The 19,693-nt window shown below is 67.0% G+C and carries 19 protein-coding genes and 1 pseudogene; 9 read left to right on the top strand and 11 right to left on the bottom strand.

The features are described 5' to 3' along the window. Positions 1-320 (top strand): annotated as a pseudogene (locus AC3WRT_RS14645) (TerC family protein); the annotation flags it as partial. A 974-nt stretch (positions 321-1,294) separates the two neighbouring features. Here the strand turns inward: AC3WRT_RS14645 and AC3WRT_RS14640 are convergent. The 3 genes from AC3WRT_RS14640 to AC3WRT_RS14630 form a co-directional block, all read right to left on the bottom strand. Beyond that, positions 1,295-2,638 (bottom strand): FUSC family protein, encoded by a 1,344-nt coding sequence (locus AC3WRT_RS14640; RefSeq protein WP_492723104.1) that lies wholly within the window; start codon positions 2,636-2,638, stop codon positions 1,295-1,297. A 356-nt stretch (positions 2,639-2,994) separates the two neighbouring features. Next, the gene (locus AC3WRT_RS14635) at positions 2,995-3,549 is read right to left on the bottom strand and encodes a universal stress protein (RefSeq protein ID WP_492723102.1); all 555 of its coding nucleotides are present in this window, start codon (positions 3,547-3,549) and stop codon (positions 2,995-2,997) included. 32 nt (positions 3,550-3,581) lie between these two features. Beyond that, positions 3,582-5,054: an MFS transporter gene (locus AC3WRT_RS14630; RefSeq protein ID WP_492723100.1), complete on the bottom strand. Its 1,473-nt coding sequence runs from the start codon at positions 5,052-5,054 to the stop codon at positions 3,582-3,584. A gap of 364 nt (positions 5,055-5,418) precedes the next feature. On the opposite strand from AC3WRT_RS14630, the gene AC3WRT_RS14625 reads away from it, so the two are divergent. Continuing rightward, on the top strand, positions 5,419-6,420 hold the full coding sequence (locus AC3WRT_RS14625; RefSeq protein ID WP_492723099.1) for a hypothetical protein: 1,002 nt from the start codon (positions 5,419-5,421) through the stop codon (positions 6,418-6,420). Positions 6,421-6,664: 244 nt separating this feature from the next. Here the strand turns inward: AC3WRT_RS14625 and AC3WRT_RS14620 are convergent, their stop codons facing one another. Continuing rightward, on the bottom strand, positions 6,665-7,219 hold the full coding sequence (locus tag AC3WRT_RS14620) for a DinB family protein (protein ID WP_492723097.1): 555 nt from the start codon (positions 7,217-7,219) through the stop codon (positions 6,665-6,667). A gap of 112 nt (positions 7,220-7,331) precedes the next feature. Then, a complete protein-coding gene (locus AC3WRT_RS14615; protein ID WP_492723095.1) occupies positions 7,332-7,778 on the bottom strand; it encodes a YdeI/OmpD-associated family protein in 447 nt (148 codons plus the stop codon). A 393-nt stretch (positions 7,779-8,171) separates the two neighbouring features. On the opposite strand from AC3WRT_RS14615, the gene AC3WRT_RS14610 reads away from it, so the two are divergent. From AC3WRT_RS14610 to AC3WRT_RS14600, 3 genes are all read left to right on the top strand, one after another. Next, a complete protein-coding gene (locus AC3WRT_RS14610) occupies positions 8,172-8,543 on the top strand; it encodes a hypothetical protein (RefSeq protein ID WP_492723093.1) in 372 nt (123 codons plus the stop codon). 207 nt (positions 8,544-8,750) lie between these two features. Next, positions 8,751-9,416, top strand: coding sequence for an HAD family hydrolase (locus tag AC3WRT_RS14605; RefSeq protein ID WP_492723091.1), 666 nt, complete (start codon positions 8,751-8,753; stop codon positions 9,414-9,416). Between the two features lie 440 nt (positions 9,417-9,856). Continuing rightward, positions 9,857-10,072: a hypothetical protein gene (locus AC3WRT_RS14600; protein WP_492723089.1), complete on the top strand. Its 216-nt coding sequence runs from the start codon at positions 9,857-9,859 to the stop codon at positions 10,070-10,072. A 453-nt stretch (positions 10,073-10,525) separates the two neighbouring features. On the opposite strand, the gene AC3WRT_RS14595 is transcribed toward AC3WRT_RS14600, so the two are convergent. Both AC3WRT_RS14595 and AC3WRT_RS14590 read right to left on the bottom strand, forming a co-directional pair. Continuing rightward, positions 10,526-10,807, bottom strand: a complete 282-nt coding sequence (locus tag AC3WRT_RS14595; RefSeq protein ID WP_492723087.1) for a hypothetical protein — start codon at positions 10,805-10,807, stop codon at positions 10,526-10,528. 113 nt (positions 10,808-10,920) lie between these two features. Next, a complete protein-coding gene (locus AC3WRT_RS14590; protein WP_492723085.1) occupies positions 10,921-11,826 on the bottom strand; it encodes a hypothetical protein in 906 nt (301 codons plus the stop codon). A gap of 1,270 nt (positions 11,827-13,096) precedes the next feature. On the opposite strand from AC3WRT_RS14590, the gene AC3WRT_RS14585 reads away from it, so the two are divergent. Continuing rightward, positions 13,097-13,909 carry an ANTAR domain-containing protein gene (locus AC3WRT_RS14585; protein ID WP_492723083.1) on the top strand — a complete coding sequence of 271 codons (813 nt, stop codon included), beginning with the start codon at positions 13,097-13,099 and terminating at the stop codon, positions 13,907-13,909. A gap of 904 nt (positions 13,910-14,813) precedes the next feature. Here the strand turns inward: AC3WRT_RS14585 and AC3WRT_RS14580 are convergent. Both AC3WRT_RS14580 and AC3WRT_RS14575 read right to left on the bottom strand, forming a co-directional pair. Next, complete coding sequence (locus AC3WRT_RS14580; RefSeq protein ID WP_492723081.1) at positions 14,814-15,119, bottom strand: hypothetical protein; 306 nt, start codon at positions 15,117-15,119, stop codon at positions 14,814-14,816. A gap of 299 nt (positions 15,120-15,418) precedes the next feature. After that, the gene (locus AC3WRT_RS14575; RefSeq protein ID WP_492723079.1) at positions 15,419-16,153 is read right to left on the bottom strand and encodes an NHL repeat-containing protein; all 735 of its coding nucleotides are present in this window, start codon (positions 16,151-16,153) and stop codon (positions 15,419-15,421) included. A 419-nt stretch (positions 16,154-16,572) separates the two neighbouring features. Between AC3WRT_RS14575 and AC3WRT_RS14570 the strand changes: the two genes are divergently transcribed. After that, the gene (locus AC3WRT_RS14570; protein WP_492723077.1) at positions 16,573-16,788 is read left to right on the top strand and encodes a hypothetical protein; all 216 of its coding nucleotides are present in this window, start codon (positions 16,573-16,575) and stop codon (positions 16,786-16,788) included. 54 nt (positions 16,789-16,842) lie between these two features. On the opposite strand, the gene AC3WRT_RS14565 is transcribed toward AC3WRT_RS14570, so the two are convergent. Further along, positions 16,843-17,670, bottom strand: coding sequence for a DUF2182 domain-containing protein (locus AC3WRT_RS14565; protein ID WP_492723075.1), 828 nt, complete (start codon positions 17,668-17,670; stop codon positions 16,843-16,845). 4 nt (positions 17,671-17,674) lie between these two features. Then, the gene (locus AC3WRT_RS14560; RefSeq protein WP_492723073.1) at positions 17,675-18,277 is read right to left on the bottom strand and encodes a DUF1326 domain-containing protein; all 603 of its coding nucleotides are present in this window, start codon (positions 18,275-18,277) and stop codon (positions 17,675-17,677) included. A 401-nt stretch (positions 18,278-18,678) separates the two neighbouring features. Between AC3WRT_RS14560 and AC3WRT_RS14555 the strand changes: the two genes are divergently transcribed. Next, positions 18,679-19,074 carry a VOC family protein gene (locus AC3WRT_RS14555; protein ID WP_492723071.1) on the top strand — a complete coding sequence of 132 codons (396 nt, stop codon included), beginning with the start codon at positions 18,679-18,681 and terminating at the stop codon, positions 19,072-19,074. A gap of 162 nt (positions 19,075-19,236) precedes the next feature. Next, positions 19,237-19,428: a hypothetical protein gene (locus AC3WRT_RS14550; protein WP_492723070.1), complete on the top strand. Its 192-nt coding sequence runs from the start codon at positions 19,237-19,239 to the stop codon at positions 19,426-19,428. Positions 19,429-19,693: the final 265 nt, after the last annotated feature.

The raw sequence follows: 19,693 nt of genomic DNA, 5'->3' as shown, positions 1-19,693 counted from the left end.
ATCGGCGCCCACCGACGTCCTCTTCGCGCTCGATTCGATACCGGCGATCTTCGGGCTGACCCAGAACACGTACATCGTCTTCCACGGCGTTCTCGCTGCTCGGGCTGCGCCAGCTGTTCTTCCTCATCGACCTCTCCTTCGGGCTGGCCGCGATCCTCGCCTTCATCGGGGTCAAGCACGCCCTGCACGCCCTGCACGAGAACAACGTCCCGTTCATCAACGGCGGACGGCCCGTCAGCGTCGTCGAGATCACGACCGCCTTGTCCCTGACCGTCATCGTGGGCGTTCTCGTCCTCACGGTGCTCGCCTCGTTGCTCAGCCGCCCTGACTGTCGGCTACCCCGAACGCTCGCCCTACGCGACGACGAAACGAAGGCATCGTCGCGCTCACCGAGACCTTGGCCCTCGAACTCGGGCGGTGACGGCATTCGGGTCAACGCCATCGCGCCGGGCGCCGTGTCGGGTCAGCGGATCCAGCGTGTCCTGGCTTGGCGGGCCGAAAGCACCGGTCGCACTCTCGAGGAGGTGATCGCGGACGCCTTGGGGGTACAAGCGGTTCGTGGACGCCGAGGACATCGCCGCGCTCGCTCTTCCTCGCCTCAACGACGAAGTCCATCAGCGGGCAGACGATGGCCATCGACGGCTTCTCCAAGGCGGCGCAGTAGCCAGGCAATGCTGGTTTCGGGCGTTCGTCGCCACGTGGCCCGGCCGCTGGCCAGGTTGAGGCCGCGAGATGTCGTCAGGAATCTGGGACCAACCTGTGAATCCGCACCTTCCGGTACACGTTTCCGAGCGGCGTGCCACTGTGACTTCAGCAGCCGGGGTGCGAAATGGCCGACTCCGAAGTCAGACGCGCCAGCGCCGATCTCGGGCGACCGGGTCGGGCGCCGCCGTCGGGGTGGGGTTCGACGACAGCGCCCAGCGCCCCGCTGCCTGTGATGGGGCCGTGACGGCGGGGAGCAACGGCGAGACAGAGCCCGACTGCAGGGGTGTAGGGACGCCGCGCGCCGTTACAGGGATTCTTTCGGTTTCGAAGTTCTTTGTCTTCGAAATGACCGAATGCCGAGGCCTGCCCGGGTTTGTGGCCGTTGACCCGCGTTCCTGGAGACCCGGACGGTTGAGGTGTGCTTTGGGTGGCGCACGCTGTCCTCGTGATGGGCCACGACCGCATCGCGCCTGATGTGCGCTGTCCGTCTCAGTTCTTGCGATCGTGATGGGCCGCCGGGTGCACGGCTCGGAACCAGGTGTCGTGGAGGTGTCGGACCTGTCCGGGCCCGTGTCGCCTGTCGCCGACGTCAGTCGCCGTGGCGTGGGCCCGGTGCTCGGTGTCGTCGCGGGGGTGCCGACGCTGTCCCAGCGCCCGCAAAACCGCGCGGGTAGGGACGGTCCGGATGCGGGAGGACATCGTGGACGATCCTCGGCAGCTGGGCGAGCGGTCGCCGCTGCTGCTCCTCCTTCCACTGCTGGTGAACCCGGGCGCGGTCCTCGAGGTTGAGCCGCGAAAGGACGTGGTCGACGGCAGCGAGGATCGAGCCTCGCAGCAGCCACGACGAGGTGTCCTCGCGGGCCCGGACGAGGATCAGCTCCGTGAGGATGGCCTCGGTCTCTCGGAGGATGTCCAGGCTCTCGGCAAGGGCCTGTTCGGTGTCCTGCTCACGGCCCTCCGACTCGGCGAGGACGAGGCTGCCGAAGGCGCGCAGGCAGTCGGCCGTGTCGTGCAGCACGACCCCGAAGGCCGAGCGCAGCTCCTGGCCGTACGGGTCCTCGGGAGCGCCCTCCGGCGGCAGCTCGGCCAGGAGGACCGTGAACAGGGCCCGGATGGCCATCAGGCAGTGCTCGAAGGTCTCGAGCGCCGATGAGAGCACCGGCTCGACGTCGACGGTGCCGAGCGCCCGCGGGTTGAACCGCCGGCTGTCCCTGAGCAGGCTGATCGTCGCGGTGGCCCGGGCGACCTCACGGTTCGCCGAGCGGACGCGGTCGATCCACTGTCCGACCTGCTCCCGGGTCACCGGGCCCGCCTCGAGGGCGTCCGCCGCCGCGTCGAGGGCCGATGCCGCGGCCTCGACGACGCGCAACAGCGCCTGCCGCGCGGACGCGATCGGCATGGCCGGCGGGTAGACGACGCTGAAGGTGACCCCGACCGCTGCGCCGATGAGGGTGTTGACGATGCGCGTCTCGGCGGCGATGTCGTGGTTGCTCACGCCGAGGATCAGCATGGCGCTGATGGGGGTCTCGAGCGCCTGCTCACCCAGGCGCAGCACCTTCGCCAGCAGCAGGGACGCCGCGATGGCGGCGGCCAGGCTCCACCACGTCAGGCCGCTCCAGGTCGAGAGCAGGGTCGCCACCAGGATGCCCGCAAGCACCGCACCCACACGGACGGCGCCCATCTTGATCGTCGAGAAGGCGGACGCCTGCACGACCAGCAGCGCCGTCAGGGGCCCGGTCAGGTCGAGGGTGCCGTGGGTGACGAGCTGGGAGAGCACGTATGCCACCACCGCAGCGGCCGTGAGCCGGAACACCGTGACCAGCGTGGGTTGCACGCGGCTCGGCACGTCGCGCCACCGCGCGGGGCGAGTCGGCCAGACCCACGTCAGCAGACGGTGCCACAGGGACGGCCAGAAACTGCTCTCCGGTGCCATGCGCTGCCCTTGCGATGTGGTTACGGGTTGTCCGTAACGGAATCTCGTGGCCTTCTTTACCCACGTATGCCGCGCGTTGCTGCCTAACGTTGTGTTCGTTTCGCGTTGTGGGCCACCATGCACGCGCTGTCTGCGGCCAGGGGATCTCGGCGGCTGTTCGAATGGGAAGCGCGCATGGCGTCTCGCAGCCCTGGCCGCCGAGTGGGCCCACCGACAGGTCTTGACCGGCAACGACGAGCGAGCCGCAACCCTTGGCCTCTGGCTGCACGAGTACAACACTCGACGACGACGCCACACCGCCCTGAAAGGTCTCCCGCCGGTCAGCCGCCTTTCACCAACCTCGAGACCGGGTACAGCTAGTTGCCCGGTCTCGGAGGCGGTCGGTAGCCGGGCCGGCCGCTGGTGCCGGCCGAGCGCAGGGCGGCTCGGCCGACGGCACGGGCAGAGCGGGACAGCGCGGACTCGGGGGCGCCCGAGACCGACGGGGGCATCACCACAACCGGGCAGGTGGCGGCGTACACAATCCCATGGGCGAGCAGCGGGTTCATGGACGCCGTTCGCGGCGCACCCAACACAAGCAGATCCGCCTGCTCGGCCTCCTGTAGCAGGCAGCGGCGCTTACTGCCGTGCAGCACGCGGAGTTCGGCCCCGTGGTTGTCACCCAGCACGTAGGCGACGTCGCGCTGGAGCTGGCTGTGCTGATCCGCTCGCGAGATTTCAGGGTCCTGCATGATCCGGGAGGACGCGCCGGACGGCCCGGGCTGGACGTTGGGCATCTGGTAGACGCGCACCGCGATCAGGCGCCCCCGGTTGGCTTGGGCCTGAGCGCGGCCCCACACCAAGGCCGCGGGGGAGTTCGACGTCGCGCTGACGCCCACAATGACGGTGTAGGGCTTGTCTTGATCGGTCATGGTGTCCCTTGGCTTGTCGTGCGTTACGCCACTCAGACCGGGAGGTGGATCTTCTGGTTGCCAGCCTTGTCGAATTCGGTGAGTGGCGGGGCGATCTCCTCCAACGACCTGCCTTCAGCGTCGACGCCCCAAACCATTGCTACGAGGGAGCCGAGCAGCATGACGGCGGTGGCCAGAAGGTAGCCGAAGAACAGCGGGTTGCGGTCCGTGCCGTCGCCAATGAGGGCGCCGTACAGCACGGGGCCGAGAGCACCGACGACCTGGGCGATCGAGAAGAAGTACGAGATCGCTTGCCCCCGGACCTCCTGGGGGAAGATCTCGGAAACAGTGAGGTAGCCCGCGGAGGCCCCGGCGGAGGCGAAGAAGAACGCGACGCACCAGAAGGCCGTGTGGGTGCCGGCGCTGAGGGCATCGCTCTTGAACAGCAAGGCCGAGATGCCCAGAACGATCCCGCTCAGCCCGTAGCAGCCCCCGATCATCTTGCGACGACCGACGGTGTCGAACAGCGGACCCAGCACTATCGGGCCGAGGAGGTTGCCGACCGCGAAGGGAAAGAAGAACAGCGCCGCGCTCGCGGTGCTCACCCCGTAGAAGTTCTTCAACACCAGGGCGTAGGTGAAGAAGATGGCGTTGTAGAGGAAGCTCTGGGTGATCATCAGCGTGAGGCCCAGCACCGTGCGTGTCGGGTAGAGCTTGAAGAAGACATACGCCAGCTGCTTGCCGCTGAACCCCGTGCCGGCCTTGATCCAGTGGGCGTCAGAGTCGTCGTGGTGAGGGAGTTGCTTGCCGGCGCCACGGACCTGCTCCTCGATCCGGGAGACGATCTCCTCCGCTTCCTCGGCCCGGCCGTGCATGAGCATCCATCGCGGGCTCTCGGGGATGTGCCGGCGCAGGAGAATGATGCCGAGGCCGAGCACGGGGCCGATGAAGAAGGCGATCCGCCAGCCGACGTCGACGCTGAACCGGTCGGTGTCCAGCAGGAGGGAGCTCGCGAAGGCGCCGATAGCGGCACCGGCCCAGTACGTGCCGTTGATCGCCAGGTCGACGCGACCGCGCTGCTTACCGGGGATCAGTTCATCTATGGCTGAATTGACGGCGGAGTACTCGCCGCCGATGCCCATGCCGGAGATGAACCGGCATACCAGGAAGAACGCCATGTTGGGCGCCAGACCAGCCAGTGCCGCGCCCACCAGGTACACGGCCAAGGTCAGCGTGAACATCTTCTTACGGCCCAGGGTGTCGGTGAGTCGGCCGAAGATCAGGGCGCCCGCCACTTCGCCAAGGAGATAGATGGTGCCCGCCAAGCCCACTTGGGTCGCGCTCATACTGAGGGTCTCCTCGAACCCCCCGGCGGCGACGATCTGCACCTCCAGACCGTCCAGGATCCAGGCGGTGCCGAGCCCGAAGATCACCATCCAGTGGAAGCGCGACCACGGCATGTCATGCATACGAGCGGGGATCATGCTCTTGATGGGCCGGTCCTGCGCCGTCGTGGAAGTGGACATCGCAACCCTCCTTGGCAAATGGCGGCTGCCCCTTACCCCCTTGCCACAGCTCAAAATCTCGCCGCCTTTCGAAATCTCAGGGGTGCCGCGATGATGGACCGCTCGTCCGCCGCGCGCTGTGCGGGGAGCAGTACGTGGCCGGCCACTCCATCCCATGAGCCCGCCCGGCTGACTGGCCGCCGGGGGTCGGCGGGTTGCTGGCGCGCCGCCCGACCCGGGCGGCTTCGCGACTGGATCTTGGGCACAGCCGCCTCTAGCAACGTGACTCCCAGCAAATTCCCAGCATGATACAAACGCTTCACGCGAACTACGTTCCGTGACGGGGTAACGGCTTGAACCTGTTCGACGACGAGAAGGTTGAGAGATGAGGGATCAGCGGGCCTCCATGGCGTGTGCGCTCGACAAGAACGGGCGCCGTCAGCTGACGTTGGCACAGGTCGCCGAAAGCCTCGACCATCGGCTTCACCTTCCCGAAGTTGACGAGGACGCCTTGAAAGCGGGTTGCCGGTTCGCCGTGAAGCGCGGTCTGGCTGCTGTGACGTGTCGACCGGAGCACGTCCCCGTGGCGGCCGAACATCTGGCCGGCAGCGGGGTGGATGTCGTGACGGGTCTTGGGTGGTCAGACCTCTGCAATGCGCCGGTGAGCGAGAGGGCCTGGGTGGAGGAAGCGTCTCGACTGTCCGCGGCCGGCGCCACCGAACTGGCCGTCGTCGGCACCGGTCCTAGGCTCGCTGGCCGCGTCGACTCCCCGTTCGTCCGATCAGTCGAGCGGCTGGCCGATCTGCAACATTCGCAAGGCTTCCGGCTGCGAGTGCATCTCGACACCGGAGCGCTGACTGACGAGGAGCTCGCCGCATCATGCCGCTGGCTCGAGGAAGTTGGCGTGTGGATGGTCCAAGGTGGCTCATGGCGTGGAGATCGCACCCGGTTCAGCCGGCTCCGCCTCATGCGCGAGGCGCTGGGTCCGGAGGTGCTGTTGAAGTGGACGACTCCGGCATCCTCGTTCTACGTGATGCTCCTGGGCGTGGCCGACGGCATCGACCGCTTCAACGCCGACGTCGACGTCGTCCTGGGACAAGCCGAGCACGAGGCCCTCCTCCGGCCCATCACCTTCCGCTGGAGGGCGTGGACTACTGACCCAGATCTCAGAGTTACCGCCCGAGGGCGGACTGCACGCCCCGTCTGCGTGCCGGCGCCCGCCGGCAACAGGGGACCAGCGGGCACGCGGTTGCGACGACCCACAAACCCAGGACGTTGGCGGGCGCCGAGCCGAGAGCGGAAATCAGGTTCGACCGCCGGGGGAGATGCGAACACCGGCCAGCTACCGCTCGAGGACTCCGTCACTGGCCCGATGCACCTTTCATAGCGGGATGGCCGCCCACCGTTATGAGACATGCCGGCAGGCACCGAGACGTTCGTTGCCGACGCCGTCCTTGTGCACGAGACGGTTGGTCTGTCGTCAGGGGAGGGGCGCTACTGCCGGACTGAGGTCATTTCGCGACGGACGTTCCTCGCAAGCGCGAGAGCGCCCCGGTCCCTATCCGCCGCTTGGACAACCACTGATGACGCCGTCGCCAAGGGAGGACAGCTTCGCGCGCAGGAGGACGTTGTCAGAAGGTGAAGTCCGGCGGCGCACCTTCACCCACGCGACCGTCCACCGCCTCGCGCAGTATGTCGGCGTGCCCCGTGTGGCGGGCATACTCCTCGATCATGTCCAGGAGCATGGCGCGTACCGTCGGGGTCCGACCGTCCGGCCAGGTGAACGACGCGGGCCCGTCGAGCCCGCGGTCCTTGATGACTTCGGCCACCACGGCGCGCGACCGGTCGACGGCGTCCCGCCACAACGCATACAAGCCGTCTGGAAAGTCGAGTGCGCCGGTGCGCCACTCCCAGTCTGGGTCGGCGTCGAAGTCGACGGCGTCCCATGGCGCTCCGTACTCCTGACCGGCGAGCTTCACGGCGAGCCAGTCCGCTTCGACGAGCGCCACATGCTTGATGAGACCGCCGAGCGTCATGGCACTGGCCGCCGTGGTCGCGCGCAGCCCCGTCTCGCCCAAGCCTGATGTCTTCCAGGCGAAGGTCCGCCGGTTGCGTTCCAGCACCGACAGCAGGGAGTCGACCTCGCTGGCTGGTGCCGTCCCCGCTTGTGGATCGAAGTCGCTCATGATCGGAGGATAGCCAGCGCGTCCGCCCCAACCGCTTCTCGCGGCAACCGGGAGTGAAAGGAGGCAGCGCGCTGGGCGGCGCTGGGTCTGCAAGCCAGACGCACATCCCAGCTCATCGTGGCTTGCCTGCGATGAAGAGCGCGACGGCCTTGTCGATACGTCGCTGCCGGGTCTCCGGGGCTTTGGCGGCGTTGATGGTGTCGGCGTGATACCGCTGCATGCTGTTGGGCAGTCCGTCGAAGAACTGCCGGGCCGGAGCGTGCTGCTCCATCGCGGCCGCGAAGTCGGCCGGCAGGTGGACCTCACGGGGTGTCTCCACGACCTGCAACGTCACGGTGATCGGGTCGCCGCCGTTGAGCCCGGTCGCTTTGCGGATTGCAGCACTGACTCCGACCAGGTGCTGACCGCCCATGACGGCAACCGTGCTGCGGTATTCGTATCCGTTGACGATGACCAGCACCGAGGGGCGCTTTCCATGCCCGAGCTGCGCGATGACGTGCTCGGGCACATCGATGCCGGTGTTGTTCCCGTGGGAGGTCAAGATGGTCTCGAAGGTCACCCCTTCGTGCTGTGCCGGCGTCATGGCTCTCCAACCGCTTCGACTGCAGCCGACCTTAGCCTCCAAGGGGCATGAGGGAACGGCTGGGACGGTGGACGAGGACAACACGACAGGCCGGCCAACACGGGCATGCCCGCGCGTAAGCAAGAGGATCTGGCACCCGTTCGTGGACGCTCAACGGCTTCAGTTCGGGTACATGCATTTCGCAGGGTTCGGGCGGGTGTGGCCACTCTCTTTCGCGGGCAACTCGCAACCCGCTGGCGGGCCGTCCTCAGTCTGCGCGCCGGCTCACATTGCGACTCGGTCGGCGCCTCCCTGTTTGGCGTCGAACGGCGGAGCTTGACGAGACCCCACAGCCGGCCGGGCGGGTCATGAAGGGCAAGGTGCACAGCGATGGCGACTTCTGAGGAACTTGCTTCGTTCCTGGTGAAGACGGCGGCGGCGATCGCGAGACTCGACAGCACGCTCGGTCCCGACGATGAGTCGTTCCGTCAGCTGGCGATGGGCGAGCTCGTGGACGAGATGCCCATCCCGGACTACTTCGCGGACCTGCACGAGCAGCTGGTCTGCGGCGTCGATCCGGTCGCGGCACTGTCCCAGATGTTCGCCCGACAAGCTGCGTCATACACGGAGGCCGGGGCTCGGGCCTGCTCGACGGTCGTCGACGTAGCTGTCTTTCACCTGGCCGGCGCCGGCGACGACGCGGCCGCCGAGCGCTTTCTCGACGACCTGGAGGCGCACGCGCAAGCAGTGAAGGAGCAGTGACGGTTCTCCCGCCTGCGTTAGCCGTGCTCCCAACCTCGTGAAGCCGCCATAGCCGCTCCAGAGAGACCTGGCTCTGTCGCGGCGGCGGCGCCCCGTCGGCTGGCCCACTGCGCTTGTACGCACGACAACCATGACCCGCTCTGCAGCGATGTCAATGTGACCTGAGAACGGGGGTTTGGGTAGCCGCATGGCGGGTACCTCGCGAGCATGACCGACCCCGTGATCGCCGTCGTCGACATCGACGGGACGCTCATCGACTCCAACTACCAGCACGCGCTCGCCTGGTACAGAGCACTGCGGTCGGTAGGCGAAACTCACCCGGTGTGGCGGCTGCATCGACTGATCGGCATGGGCGGCGACCACGTCCTCACCGCTGTCGGCGGCGAGGAGCTCGAGCAGCGTGTGGGCGAGCAGGCCCGGGAGCGGCAAGGCAAGGAGGTCGACGCGCTCCTCGAGGAGATGGCGCCATTGCCCGGCGCGCGCGACCTGCTCCTAGCCATCAAGGACCGCGGCCACCGGTTGGTCCTGGCCAGCTCCGGTCAACAAGACCACGTCGAGGTCTTCCTGGACAAGCTCGACGCCCGCGAGATCGTCGACGACTGGACCACCAGTGCCGACGTCGAGGCGTCGAAGCCGGCGCCGGACCTTCTCCAGGTGGCGCTGAAGAAGCTGGGCGCGTCCCCCGATGCGGTGAGCGTGATGGTCGGCGACTCGGTGTGGGACGTCCAGGCGGCCAAGAAAGCCGGGATGCCGGCGATCGCTGTCCGCTCCGGAGGCTTCGGGGACGACGAGCTGAAGGAGGCAGGCGCCATCGCCATCTACGACACTCCCGGTGACCTCTGCAATGCCCTGGACGACACTCCGCTCGCCTGAAGTTGAGTTCTGGCGTCGGCAGTGACATCGCTGCCCGAACGCACCGAGGTGACAAGCGCAGCATGTCAGCGATTCCCTGGTAGGTGCGCCCCTCGGTGGCTCCGAGATGCCAGCGCCGTGCGTCTCGGTGCAGTCGGGGACCCGGGAGCCCCTGCACACCGGTCCGGAGGACCTGAGCGACGGGCTCGGATCACCCGCGAGCACTCGCTCAGCCGCTCGAGCGCAGGGATCGTTCGAGTCCTTCGCTGTTCGCTTGTCGGCCCAGGAGGAAGCATGCGGCGCGCGCCGTCGGCCCGATGTCCCGGGGCATGGAATCGGGACAGCCGGTGGCGGGCGTGGCATCGCCAACGTCGCAAGACGTGCGCGCGGGACGGTATGAGAGACGGCACAACCTAGCCATTGGCGCACGGGGCTCAGACGGGACTCGTAGTGTCGAGAAGGTGGGAGCTGCCCTGAGTCACCCGGAATTCGATCGGCATGAGCAGCTCGCCCGCGACGTGATCGACCACATCGGCCGGGGCGGCGACATTGTCGAGTTGGCCGCCATGGTGGACGGCGCAGAGGTCCCTGCGCTGCTCTTGCACTTCGTCGCAGTCCTGGCGTACCGGCAGGGCTATGTTGACGGCGGCGGCAACCCCGGAGACTGGTTGCGCTGACAGAGACTTGGACGTCGCACCGGAGGCCAGGTGCCTCGACCGCGGCGACGTGACCCCAGGCGGGCGACGAAGGGCGGCCCTGCGTCCAGAGTGTCGAACCCTCTTCCCGGGTCGCGCCTGCCTGAACTCCAGGAACCTGACGATCATGGTCAGGTACACCTCCACTATGAATGTCGGCGGGTTACTCCCCGAGCAGTGCGGACCGCTCGTGGCCGAGCCGGTGTGGCAACTGTCCCTCGCGATGGACCCGCGCGTGTCGACGCAGATCGAGACGGCGTGCCACAGGTTGGACATCCCGTCGTGACGCTGGTCGCCACCCGGCGCGTGGGTCGTCGAGGGCGCCGAGATCACCTTGACCGACCTCGCCATGGCCGAAGTGCATATGGCGCCTAAGAACTTCGCCGGCCTGACGGTCATCAAGCTCGGATTGCCGGGGCGGCAACGCGGTCGCGGTCACCAGCGTCCTCGCCGGATGCGGTGGTCCATGAGGATGCCCCAGGTGTACGAGGGGCCTTGCCGAGCCTTGAGTTGGGTCGGCTGAGTCGCGGGCATCAACTCGAGTGCCCGGGCAAAGTTCGTCCGTGACAGGGACCGGTTGATCTCGCGCCCGTTCCTGGCAACCCGCAGGTAGTTGCCTAGCACCCGGTAGGTGAACCTGAGGCCCGTCGTGGTCTGAAAGCTCTCGCCGGCGTGTCTCTGGATCCGCTGCCACACCGCCTCGATGTCTGCGGTCACCTCTCGACGCTGCTGCTCGTCGACATCCGAGACTGTGGTACGGGCAGGTCTGCTCATTGTTCAGCCCATTCCGCCGTGGAGCCGCTGCCGCCCGTTCGTCGGGTGCATGTCGCTCATCCCGGGCCTTGCGTTGTTGCGGCCGCCGGTGTTGCGCCCGAGTCGACGAGTTCATCAGGTACCAGTACTGGGGGCCGCCACGGCGCGGAACTTTCCTTTGAACGAAGCAGGACCCAGAGAGGCACGACACCCACCGCGGCGAGTGCCAGGAAGGGACCGACCAAGCCGAGCGACACGACGTCCGAGCTGGGGTCCGCTTGAACCCCGAACCACTGGTCGACAGCGACGCTCACACCCTCGATGACCCACAGACCCAGCACTGACGTAGCCACCACAGCACCCCGAGCCTGTCTCCGCCACAACCACAACGCTGAAACGGTAGCCAGCGGAAGCCAGACCGCCAGGTCTTGGATGTAGATGACGTTGGTCTGCACGCCGGCGCCCTCCAACAGTGGGGTCGGGAACGGACGCAGGGACGGGATGACCTTTGCGAGCCACGCTGCGGTGTTCAGGCCAGCAATGACCCACACGTAGGTCGCCACACCGCGCACCGGGGCATGCAAGGCGATGACCTCTGCAACCTGCCACACCTGGCGGCTCGCGGCCAGGTACCCCAGAGACCATAGTGCACAGCCCAAGAGCGCCACGTAGAGGAGAAAGGCGGCGTTGAAGGGCGTCAGAAAGAGAAAGAGCAGCGCGTTGTAGAGGACGTACAGCAAGGCACCTGCCGCTAGCAGAAGGGCCGCACTAGAGCCCCGCGAGGCACTCCACAGGGCTATCAGCAGCACCGGCACAGCGACGGCCATCAGAACCAGGGCCGTTCCTCGCGCCGACCCCTGCATGGCCGCCGGACCGTGCAACAGACCGGGGTCGGCAAAGGTCCAGGCCCCGGCTGCCATGGCCAGGGCTGCGGTGATCAGAGACAGAAGCCTGACGGTCCTGAACGTCCTGTCGCTCGCCATGATTTCAGCCTCTCGCTACGTTCCAGCTAACTTCTCCGGTTGCCACGACCCCGGCGGGGAAGAGTCGGCGCGGAACATTCGGACCGACGGAACGCCCGTCTACTACGCATCGTAGTGAGATCGATTCGATCGCACGCTCAGCGCTTACAGACTGTGATCCATCAGACGGGTCTTGACGGCGGCTCAGGCGACGCGGCGCAGCCACCGGTCGGTGGTGACGACGAACGCCGGCCATTCGGCCATTCGGGACATTCCGGTCACCGGCGAGCCATCACCATGCCGGCAGCCGCAGCCCTGGACGCCCAGGAGCAGAAGGACGCGCTGCTGCAGTACCAGGCCAGAAGATCGAGAACGGCGACCAGACCAAAGCCCTCGCGGACCACTTCATCCTGGTGCACATGGGCGCCGTCGCGCAGAACCGTACCTACGAGCATGTCTCGGCGAGTTCACGAAGCTCTCGAAGGAGCCGAAGGTCGATCAAGCCAAGCCCGCCGAGCTGGGCCATTTGCCTACTGCGACCCGGCCACGCCCCTGTGCAGGGTCGTCGAAGAAGCTCGTGGCGGCGTGGCCGAAGTGTGCCGCGGCTGGGATGCGGGAGGCCTTGACACGGGTCGCCCCCTTGCAAGCTCCGGTTCCTTGGCGCCGTGGCCATGAACAGTCGCGGGCGCGCAGCGCACGGTGAACGACATGTGGACAACCTCAAACCCCGAACCCGACTCCGGCGGTCAGGACCTGCCGGAGTGAGCGTTGGGCCAAGCGATGAACGACCCGGATGACAAACGACACCGCAGGCCAGGATGAGTGGAATCGCAACGGCCGGGCTCCTCGGTGAGACGGGCGGACGTCACCCCGAGGCGCAACGCGGTCAGGACGGCGAGGACACCGACGAACTCGCGACTGTCGTGCAGCCGTGCGATCAACCTGGTGCTCGTCCCTTCGCTGTCGAGCCAGCATCGCAGCATGTCGTGACCTCGGCGTCTCAGCGTGACCCGCCGAGGTGGTGATGCGCAGGGCTCTATGCCCGCCGGTGACGTCATTCCTCACGAGCAGCGAGCCGTGAGTGGGCGGCTCCTCCGATCTCGGCGGGGGCAATGCGGAGCGTCTGGCGACCGCTAGCCTCCGCTGCTGCGTCCGCCGATGTCGCCCGCGGGATTAGGCGGGTGGGTAGTTGCGTCGACAGTCCGGCGCCGGACAAGCCACTTCGTGGGATGATCAGGGCCTACGGAATCCACACGACCAAGAGGTTGCAAACAGGGACGGGGCTGGGCTTGTGGTCGACGAGCAGCAGGGCGGCGCGGACCTTGTCCAGGCTCTGCGTGCGGTCGCTGACGCGTTCACCACCATGGGGCACCGTCTGAACCGGCCGAACGCGACCGAGACGTTCTCGGCCATCACCGAGACGGCCATCGAAAGCATTCCGGGCAGTTCCGGCGCCAGCATCACGGAGAGGCGCCACGACCGTTTCCGCACCATCGCCGCCACGGATGCGTTGGTGCGTGAGGCCGATGACCTGCAGTACCGGCTCGGGACCGGCCCGTGCGTCGACGCCATCCTCTCCGACAGCATGTACCGGCCCCGGGACCTGCTGACCGACGATCGGTGGCCCGAGTACGGCCGGGAGGTGGCCGGACTGGGCCTGCGCAGCATGCTGTCCTACCGGCTGGCCGCCATCCCGGGCGCCCTGTATGGGTTGAACATCTACTCCCGTCAAGTCGATGCGTTCGACGACGCCGCGGCGACGGTCGGGCTGCTGCTCGCGACCCACGGTGCCTTGGCGATCGAGTCGGTTGAGTATCGGGAGCGGGCGTACCACCTGGAGCAGGCGCTGTCGACGAACCGGCAGATCGGCACCGCGATCGGGGTACTCATGAACATGCACAAGGTCACCAGCCAGCAGGCCTTCGACCTGCTGCGGATCGCCAGCCAGAACACCAACCGGAAGCTGCGTGACGTCGCCCAGACCGTCATCGACACCGGAACCCTCGATGTCGAGCCCGTCCGGCGTCGACCAGCCACGAGCGCCGACCCGACACTGACGACGCCTGCCCCCACGGCCGCAGGCTCCTGGTCACACCTGCCCTGACCGGTCCCGAACTTATTCGGAGCCGGCCGTCAGCGTCCTGACCACCGCCTCGGCGCATGAGAACCGAGCCGGGGTAACTGCAACTTTCCCCGCGCCCAGGTCGGGGCGGTTAAGAGCCGCCTCTCGCTCGACGCCTGGACCCGACGGTCAGCGTTGAGCCGTAGGGCAACGCTGAGCCCGAAATCGCAACCTCGCCGGCCGGAGGGCGTCCACACCCAACGCATTGCCAGTCAGCACCCGGCCCCCGGCCTGCTCAACAGTGAGCGGGAGCCCTTGGCCGCCTAACCGTGCTCGTGGCGTCACCGGCAACCAGCGGTTTCCGCGACACACACAGCCACACGGACCAATCCCATGACGCTTCATCGGCCCGCCACCATCATGAAGGGGGCGTCGCCGCGCCCTGAAGCCCCTCCCCAGACGGGCACACGCGGCGCCTGACGAGCTCGGGACTGCAGTAACTACCGGGCGCGCCAGGGCGCTGCCGTCGCAAGACCCCTCACGATGGCAGCGCCCGTCCGCGAACTCCACTCCGCCCGAGATTCCCGCCCACCTTGGTTCAGGAAAGCTGCGTCGCGGGACACCCCCTCGGTGTCATTCCAACGGTGGCACGGTCTCGCTCCCTGTGGATCCGAATCCTGCAGCTCGACACAGCAAGCCGTCCACCGCCTCACTACTGGCTCGTCAACGTCGCTCCGCAGACCCGAAAGAGCACTGTTGAGCCATCGCACCCAACATGGTCAACATCGCGTCTGTGTAGGTCAGAGACCTGGGGCATTACAGGCAGCATAAGGACACCGAGCCGTTCCAGTCCCCGGAGTATCGGCCGACTCATCCACTTTTAGCTCGTCGTTGTCGGGCCAGAGGCGGCTGCAGGTATCGAGGGTTCCGCTTGCGCTGGTGTGGGTCAATCATCGTCACCTGTCGGGAGCTGAGTGTGCGATCTGGCGGGGTGAGCGTGCGCCCAAGCCACGATTTCGTCCGGCTTGTTGATGGCGGTGCCGTCTTCGAGCACCAGTACCGGGACAAAGAACGAGCCCGTCAAGGCATGAACTTCGCGGCGGACCTTGAACTGCAGGAACTTCGGCAAGTGTTCCTGTCCCCTGGCCTTCACTGTTTCGGGGCTATAGCCAGCGTCGATCAGGGCCTGATGCGCCTTGTGGCAGTCGTGATGAGCACTCCCGTTGGTGCTCCAGCAGATGTACAGCTTCATGGGTCTGCCTTCCTGCGAGTTCTGTCCGGGCTGGCACCGACTCTAGGGCGGCGAGTCGACAGGTCGCCAGGGCGCGAACTCAGCCAACTCGGCGCCGTGTGACGCCACGCAGGCAACGCTGCGCCGGAGCTATCCAGCGCGGTGGGCCCAAAGCTTCTGACCATAGGGCGCCGTTCTTCCCGGTCGGCCACTGCAGCTCGAGAACACGCCGGTGAGGGGTGCAGACGAGCGTTGTGGATCGGCTGCGCCTCGCGTTCACGGTGCCTTACCGGATCGGTACCCGGTAGACGGCGAGGACATCATGAGCTGAGATCCATACGGCCTCGGAGTCTGCATCGACGCTGCCGCACCCGCGCCCGTCGCCGATGCGGTCGCAGTCCTGAGAGTGGCTTGAACGCGCCATCGCGCGGGTCCAGGCGGGTGACCTTGTCGCCCGAGGAACTGGTCACCCACAGCCAACCGAACCCGAATCGCCGCCCGGCAGCCCCGGTTGGGACGGGGAACCGGTCCGCGACCTTGTTGGTGGCCGGGTCGACTCGGGCGATCTGCGACCCTCCGGCTGCCACGATGTAGACGCCGTCGCCGCCGGCCTGGAGCGATCCTTCCTGTGGGATGCCGTCGAAGGGCGGCTGGATAGAGCTCAGTTGCTTCCCGGTCCTCAGGTCGAAGCGGAACAACCGCTCGGAGAGGCATTCGACGGCCCACAAGGACCCGTAGCCGTGCGTCATGCCAGTGCAGATGTCCAGCCCGGGGCCCACCGAGCCCAACGGCATCCCGGGGTGAGCGTCGTATCGGCCCACGCCCTGGTCGACGTTCGCGACCCAGGCACTGCCACCGGGGATCAGCACCCAATCGGGGTTCGGACGAGCGGCGTAGGTGCGGTCTCCGGTGGCGTCGTCGAGTGGTCTGGCTGGCAGCAGGGTCGTGGCCGGGGACTCGCGTGGCGAGCTCGACGCGCTGGGACTCGCAGCCGTCGGTGACGAGCGGGGAGGTGCATCGATGTGGGCGACCGCGCATCCCGACACGAAGAGCATCAGGATCCTGCCGAGTGTGGGGACAGTCCACGAGCGCCTCTGGGCATCTGCCATGGTCCCGAGCAGCGTGACCAGAGGTCAACGGACAAAGTGACCGGTCCCGGCCGTGCTTGCCAGAGTGGAGAGCAGCACGCGCATTCGCCCAGAGCAAGCCCTTGTCTGGCGCGGTCGTGTGGCTGCCGCAGTCGGGTGCCATTGTGAATGGTCACAACTTTCGTTCGCCTTCGGCTCGCGCGCGACGGTGACTATCGACCACGAGGCGACGGGCCAGCCGTGTTGGCCGGCCGGCCCGACGAACTGCCAGAACAGTGGCATAACTCTGGGCGGCCAAGTGGCCGGGCGAGTCGGAGCCGGGAGCCGCCTGACTGATTGGCTGCGTCGCCGTCCCTGCTGGTGCATCCTTGGCCTGGGAGGTCGCCATGGGCAAGAAGGACAAGGGCAAGGGCGGCACGCAGAGCCACTACCTGAGTCCGGGCGTGTACGTCGAGGAGGTGCCCTCGGCCAGCAAGCCGATCGAGGGCGTGGGGACCTCCGTGGCAGCGTTCGTGGGGATATCTCCGTTCAGCCTCGGGCGCATTGCTGGCATTGTCGCTCTGGCAGGGGCGTTGGCGTTCCTGGCCCGCAAGGTCCGCTGAAGCGGACCCGTCGTTTTCTCGCAACCGGTAAGCGCTCGATGGAGCCCTTGCCGTTCAGGGCTCCATCGGTGTCATCACGGGGGGTGAGTCGTACCCCGGAACGGTGAGACCGGGTAGCCCATCCGGTGCCACGAGGACGAGCACGCCCAAGGCAAGGAGGACGAGCGCCGTGCCGTAGGTGGCTGTTCGGCGCCACGGCAGGATCTTCTCGGCGGCGATGAACCCAGCGACGACGGCCATCCAGACCACGCTCATGACGCCCAACGCGAACAATGACGCCATCAGGGCCCAGCAGCACCCAACGCACCAGGCGCCGTTCTTCACCCCCATGCGAAGGGCGCCAAGCCATCCGTCACGCCACGACCCCAGCAGTGTGCCGAGCGGGCTTCGGCACTTGCCCAGGCAGACGTTCTTGAGCGGTGTCAACTCGTAGACGGCGGCCAAGATCAGTATTGCTCCAGCAGCTGGGCGCCCCACCTCTCCCCATGACAGCTCACCTCCTGCTGCCTGGCTGGCAGCCAGCCCGAGCACGAAGGCAAGGACTCCGAAGCCAGTCCATGTCAGGAGATAACCGCCGGTGAACAGCCATGGCCTCAGTGACGACGCCCCGCTCATTCGCGAGTACAGCGCGATGGTGGGAGCGACGGATGGGAACATCATCGCCGCCATCATGACTACCCAGACGCCGAGGAACCATCCGAACGTCCCGAGACCGGTCCAGGGCCCGTTGTCCATGCCGCGCATGAGTTGGGCCGTCCACCACCAGGCGGCGACGGCCAGGGCGAAGAGGCCCACGACCAGCCCCCAGTGAGCGCGGCTCGCCACGAACGCCGGACGAAGATTTCCGTGGGCGGACGGAGCGTGCGGCTCGACGTCGCTCATTCCCTCAGGCGGTCCATGAGAAGTCCGACTTGGACAGTCCGGTCTTTCCTTCGTACTCGATGCCGAAGGCCTTGATCCTCGACCGCTTCGCCTCCGCCATCGTCAGGTCGGAACCAGCCGGGTGGAACATCCCGGAGAACTTCACCGGCTCACCGGTCTCCACCCCGAACGGAACGATGTCCTCGATCTCGAAGTCGATGACGTCGCCGATGCGAACGCTGTGGCGCAGCCCGTCATCGTCGACGTCGATCGGCGCACGCTCAACGCCCAACATCTCACCGATCAGTGGGGCCAGCCCTGCCATGGGTCCACCGAGCTGCCCGCCGAAGACCTGAACAAGTCGATCGAACTGGGCGTCGGTGGCGCCGTCGTCGACGAAAACCCCGACGCGCCAGTTGCCGTCGGTCATCACCTTCGGCGTATCGGCTATCAGCGCAACCTTGCATCCTGCGACGTCGGTGCTGTCGACCGCACCCTTTTGGATATTGAAGACGAGAGTCACGCGACAGAAGTCGTAGGTGGCTCCGTGGGCGAAGGAGAGGTTGCACGGGCACATCAGCTCGCACGAACAGGTTTCGACGTAGGTACCCGCCAGGTTCCACGACATCAGACCCTCCCTTGCCCAGGCTCCGAGTGTCCCGCCGCACCTCGAACCCGTCAACGGCTTGGGACGCGCGGGTTGGTGACCGCCGGGGGTTCCCAGAACGGGCCTGTCGGACAGGCTCGCTCATGTACCTGCAGGTACTTCCGAGGCAACTTCGCGGTTCGGCTGCGGCGTCGCGAGGAACGGTGTAGAGCGGAAAGAGAGCCATCGCGATGTGGTCCCAGACTCACCAAACTGGTGGGCCTCACGACACAGGCCACTGCCAGCACGGCGCCGGCATCCATGAGTCGACCGTCCGTGACCTGACCAGCCGGTCGAAAGTCACATCTGTCGCGCGGCACACGCCAGCGGCGCCGCACGGCTCTCACGCAACACCATTCTGAAGTCCCAACAGGAGGATTCCCATGCTCACCAGTGCAACCGTCACCGCCAACATCCCCGCCGCCGATATCGCGCGGGCCCGATCGTTCTATGCCGACACCCTCGGGCTGAAGCCGACCGCCGAGCTAGAGGACGGCGGGATGCTGATCTACCGCACCGACGGCGGAACGATGTTCAGCGTCTACCAGACCGAATATGCCGGGCAGGCCGGTCACACGGTCGCCCAGTTCCACGTCAACGACGTCGTGGCCGAGGCGCGTGCCCTGCAGGACAAGGGAGTCGCCCTCGAGACCTACGACATGCCGGGCGTGGAGTGGGAAGACGGCATCGCCGACCTTGGTGGGATGGGTAAGGCGGCCTGGTTCAAGGACAGCGAGGGCAACACTCTCTGCCTCGACTCCGGCCTCCCCGAGAGCTGAACCGGCCAACCCGAACCTACGGGAGTGAGGCACCAGCATCCGTGTGCTGCAGCCGCGGCGCACGCGGTTGGTAGGAGCAGTTCGCCCGCGGGCTGGACGCGTTGGGCCACTTAGGGGTCGTGGCCATGGACAGTCGCGGGCGCGCAGCGCAGAGTGAACGACATGTCGACACCGTCAGGCCATGACCCCGACCCAGCCGAGGACCTGCCGGACTGGGCCTTGGGCCAAGCGATGAACGACCTGGACGACAACGACACCGCAGGCAGAGACGAGCGAGCGCAAGAGCTCGTGCAGGCCTTCGAGGACGAACGGCACGACGAGGACGACGACCCGGAGCAGGGTGGCGAAGGCTGACCCAGTCGTCTGCCTGCGAACGCGTAGCCGGAGCGCTTCGGGTGCTCCCGGTAGGTGCAGCCGTAACCACCTACTGGATGGTGGGCGAAACACCTACAGTCTGGGACCGATTCCGTGACGCCCCTGCAGCCAGCCCCCCATGATGAAGAGGGCGTCGCCGCGCCCTGAAGCCCCCTCCCCAGACGGGCACACGCGGCGCCTGACGAGCTCGGGACTGCAGCACTACCGGGCGCGCCAGGGCGCTGCCGTCGCAGGACCCCTCACG

Source organism: Terrabacter sp. FW104-15G4B (assembly GCF_058790095.1).
This window is presented reverse-complemented; position numbering and strand designations above follow the sequence as displayed.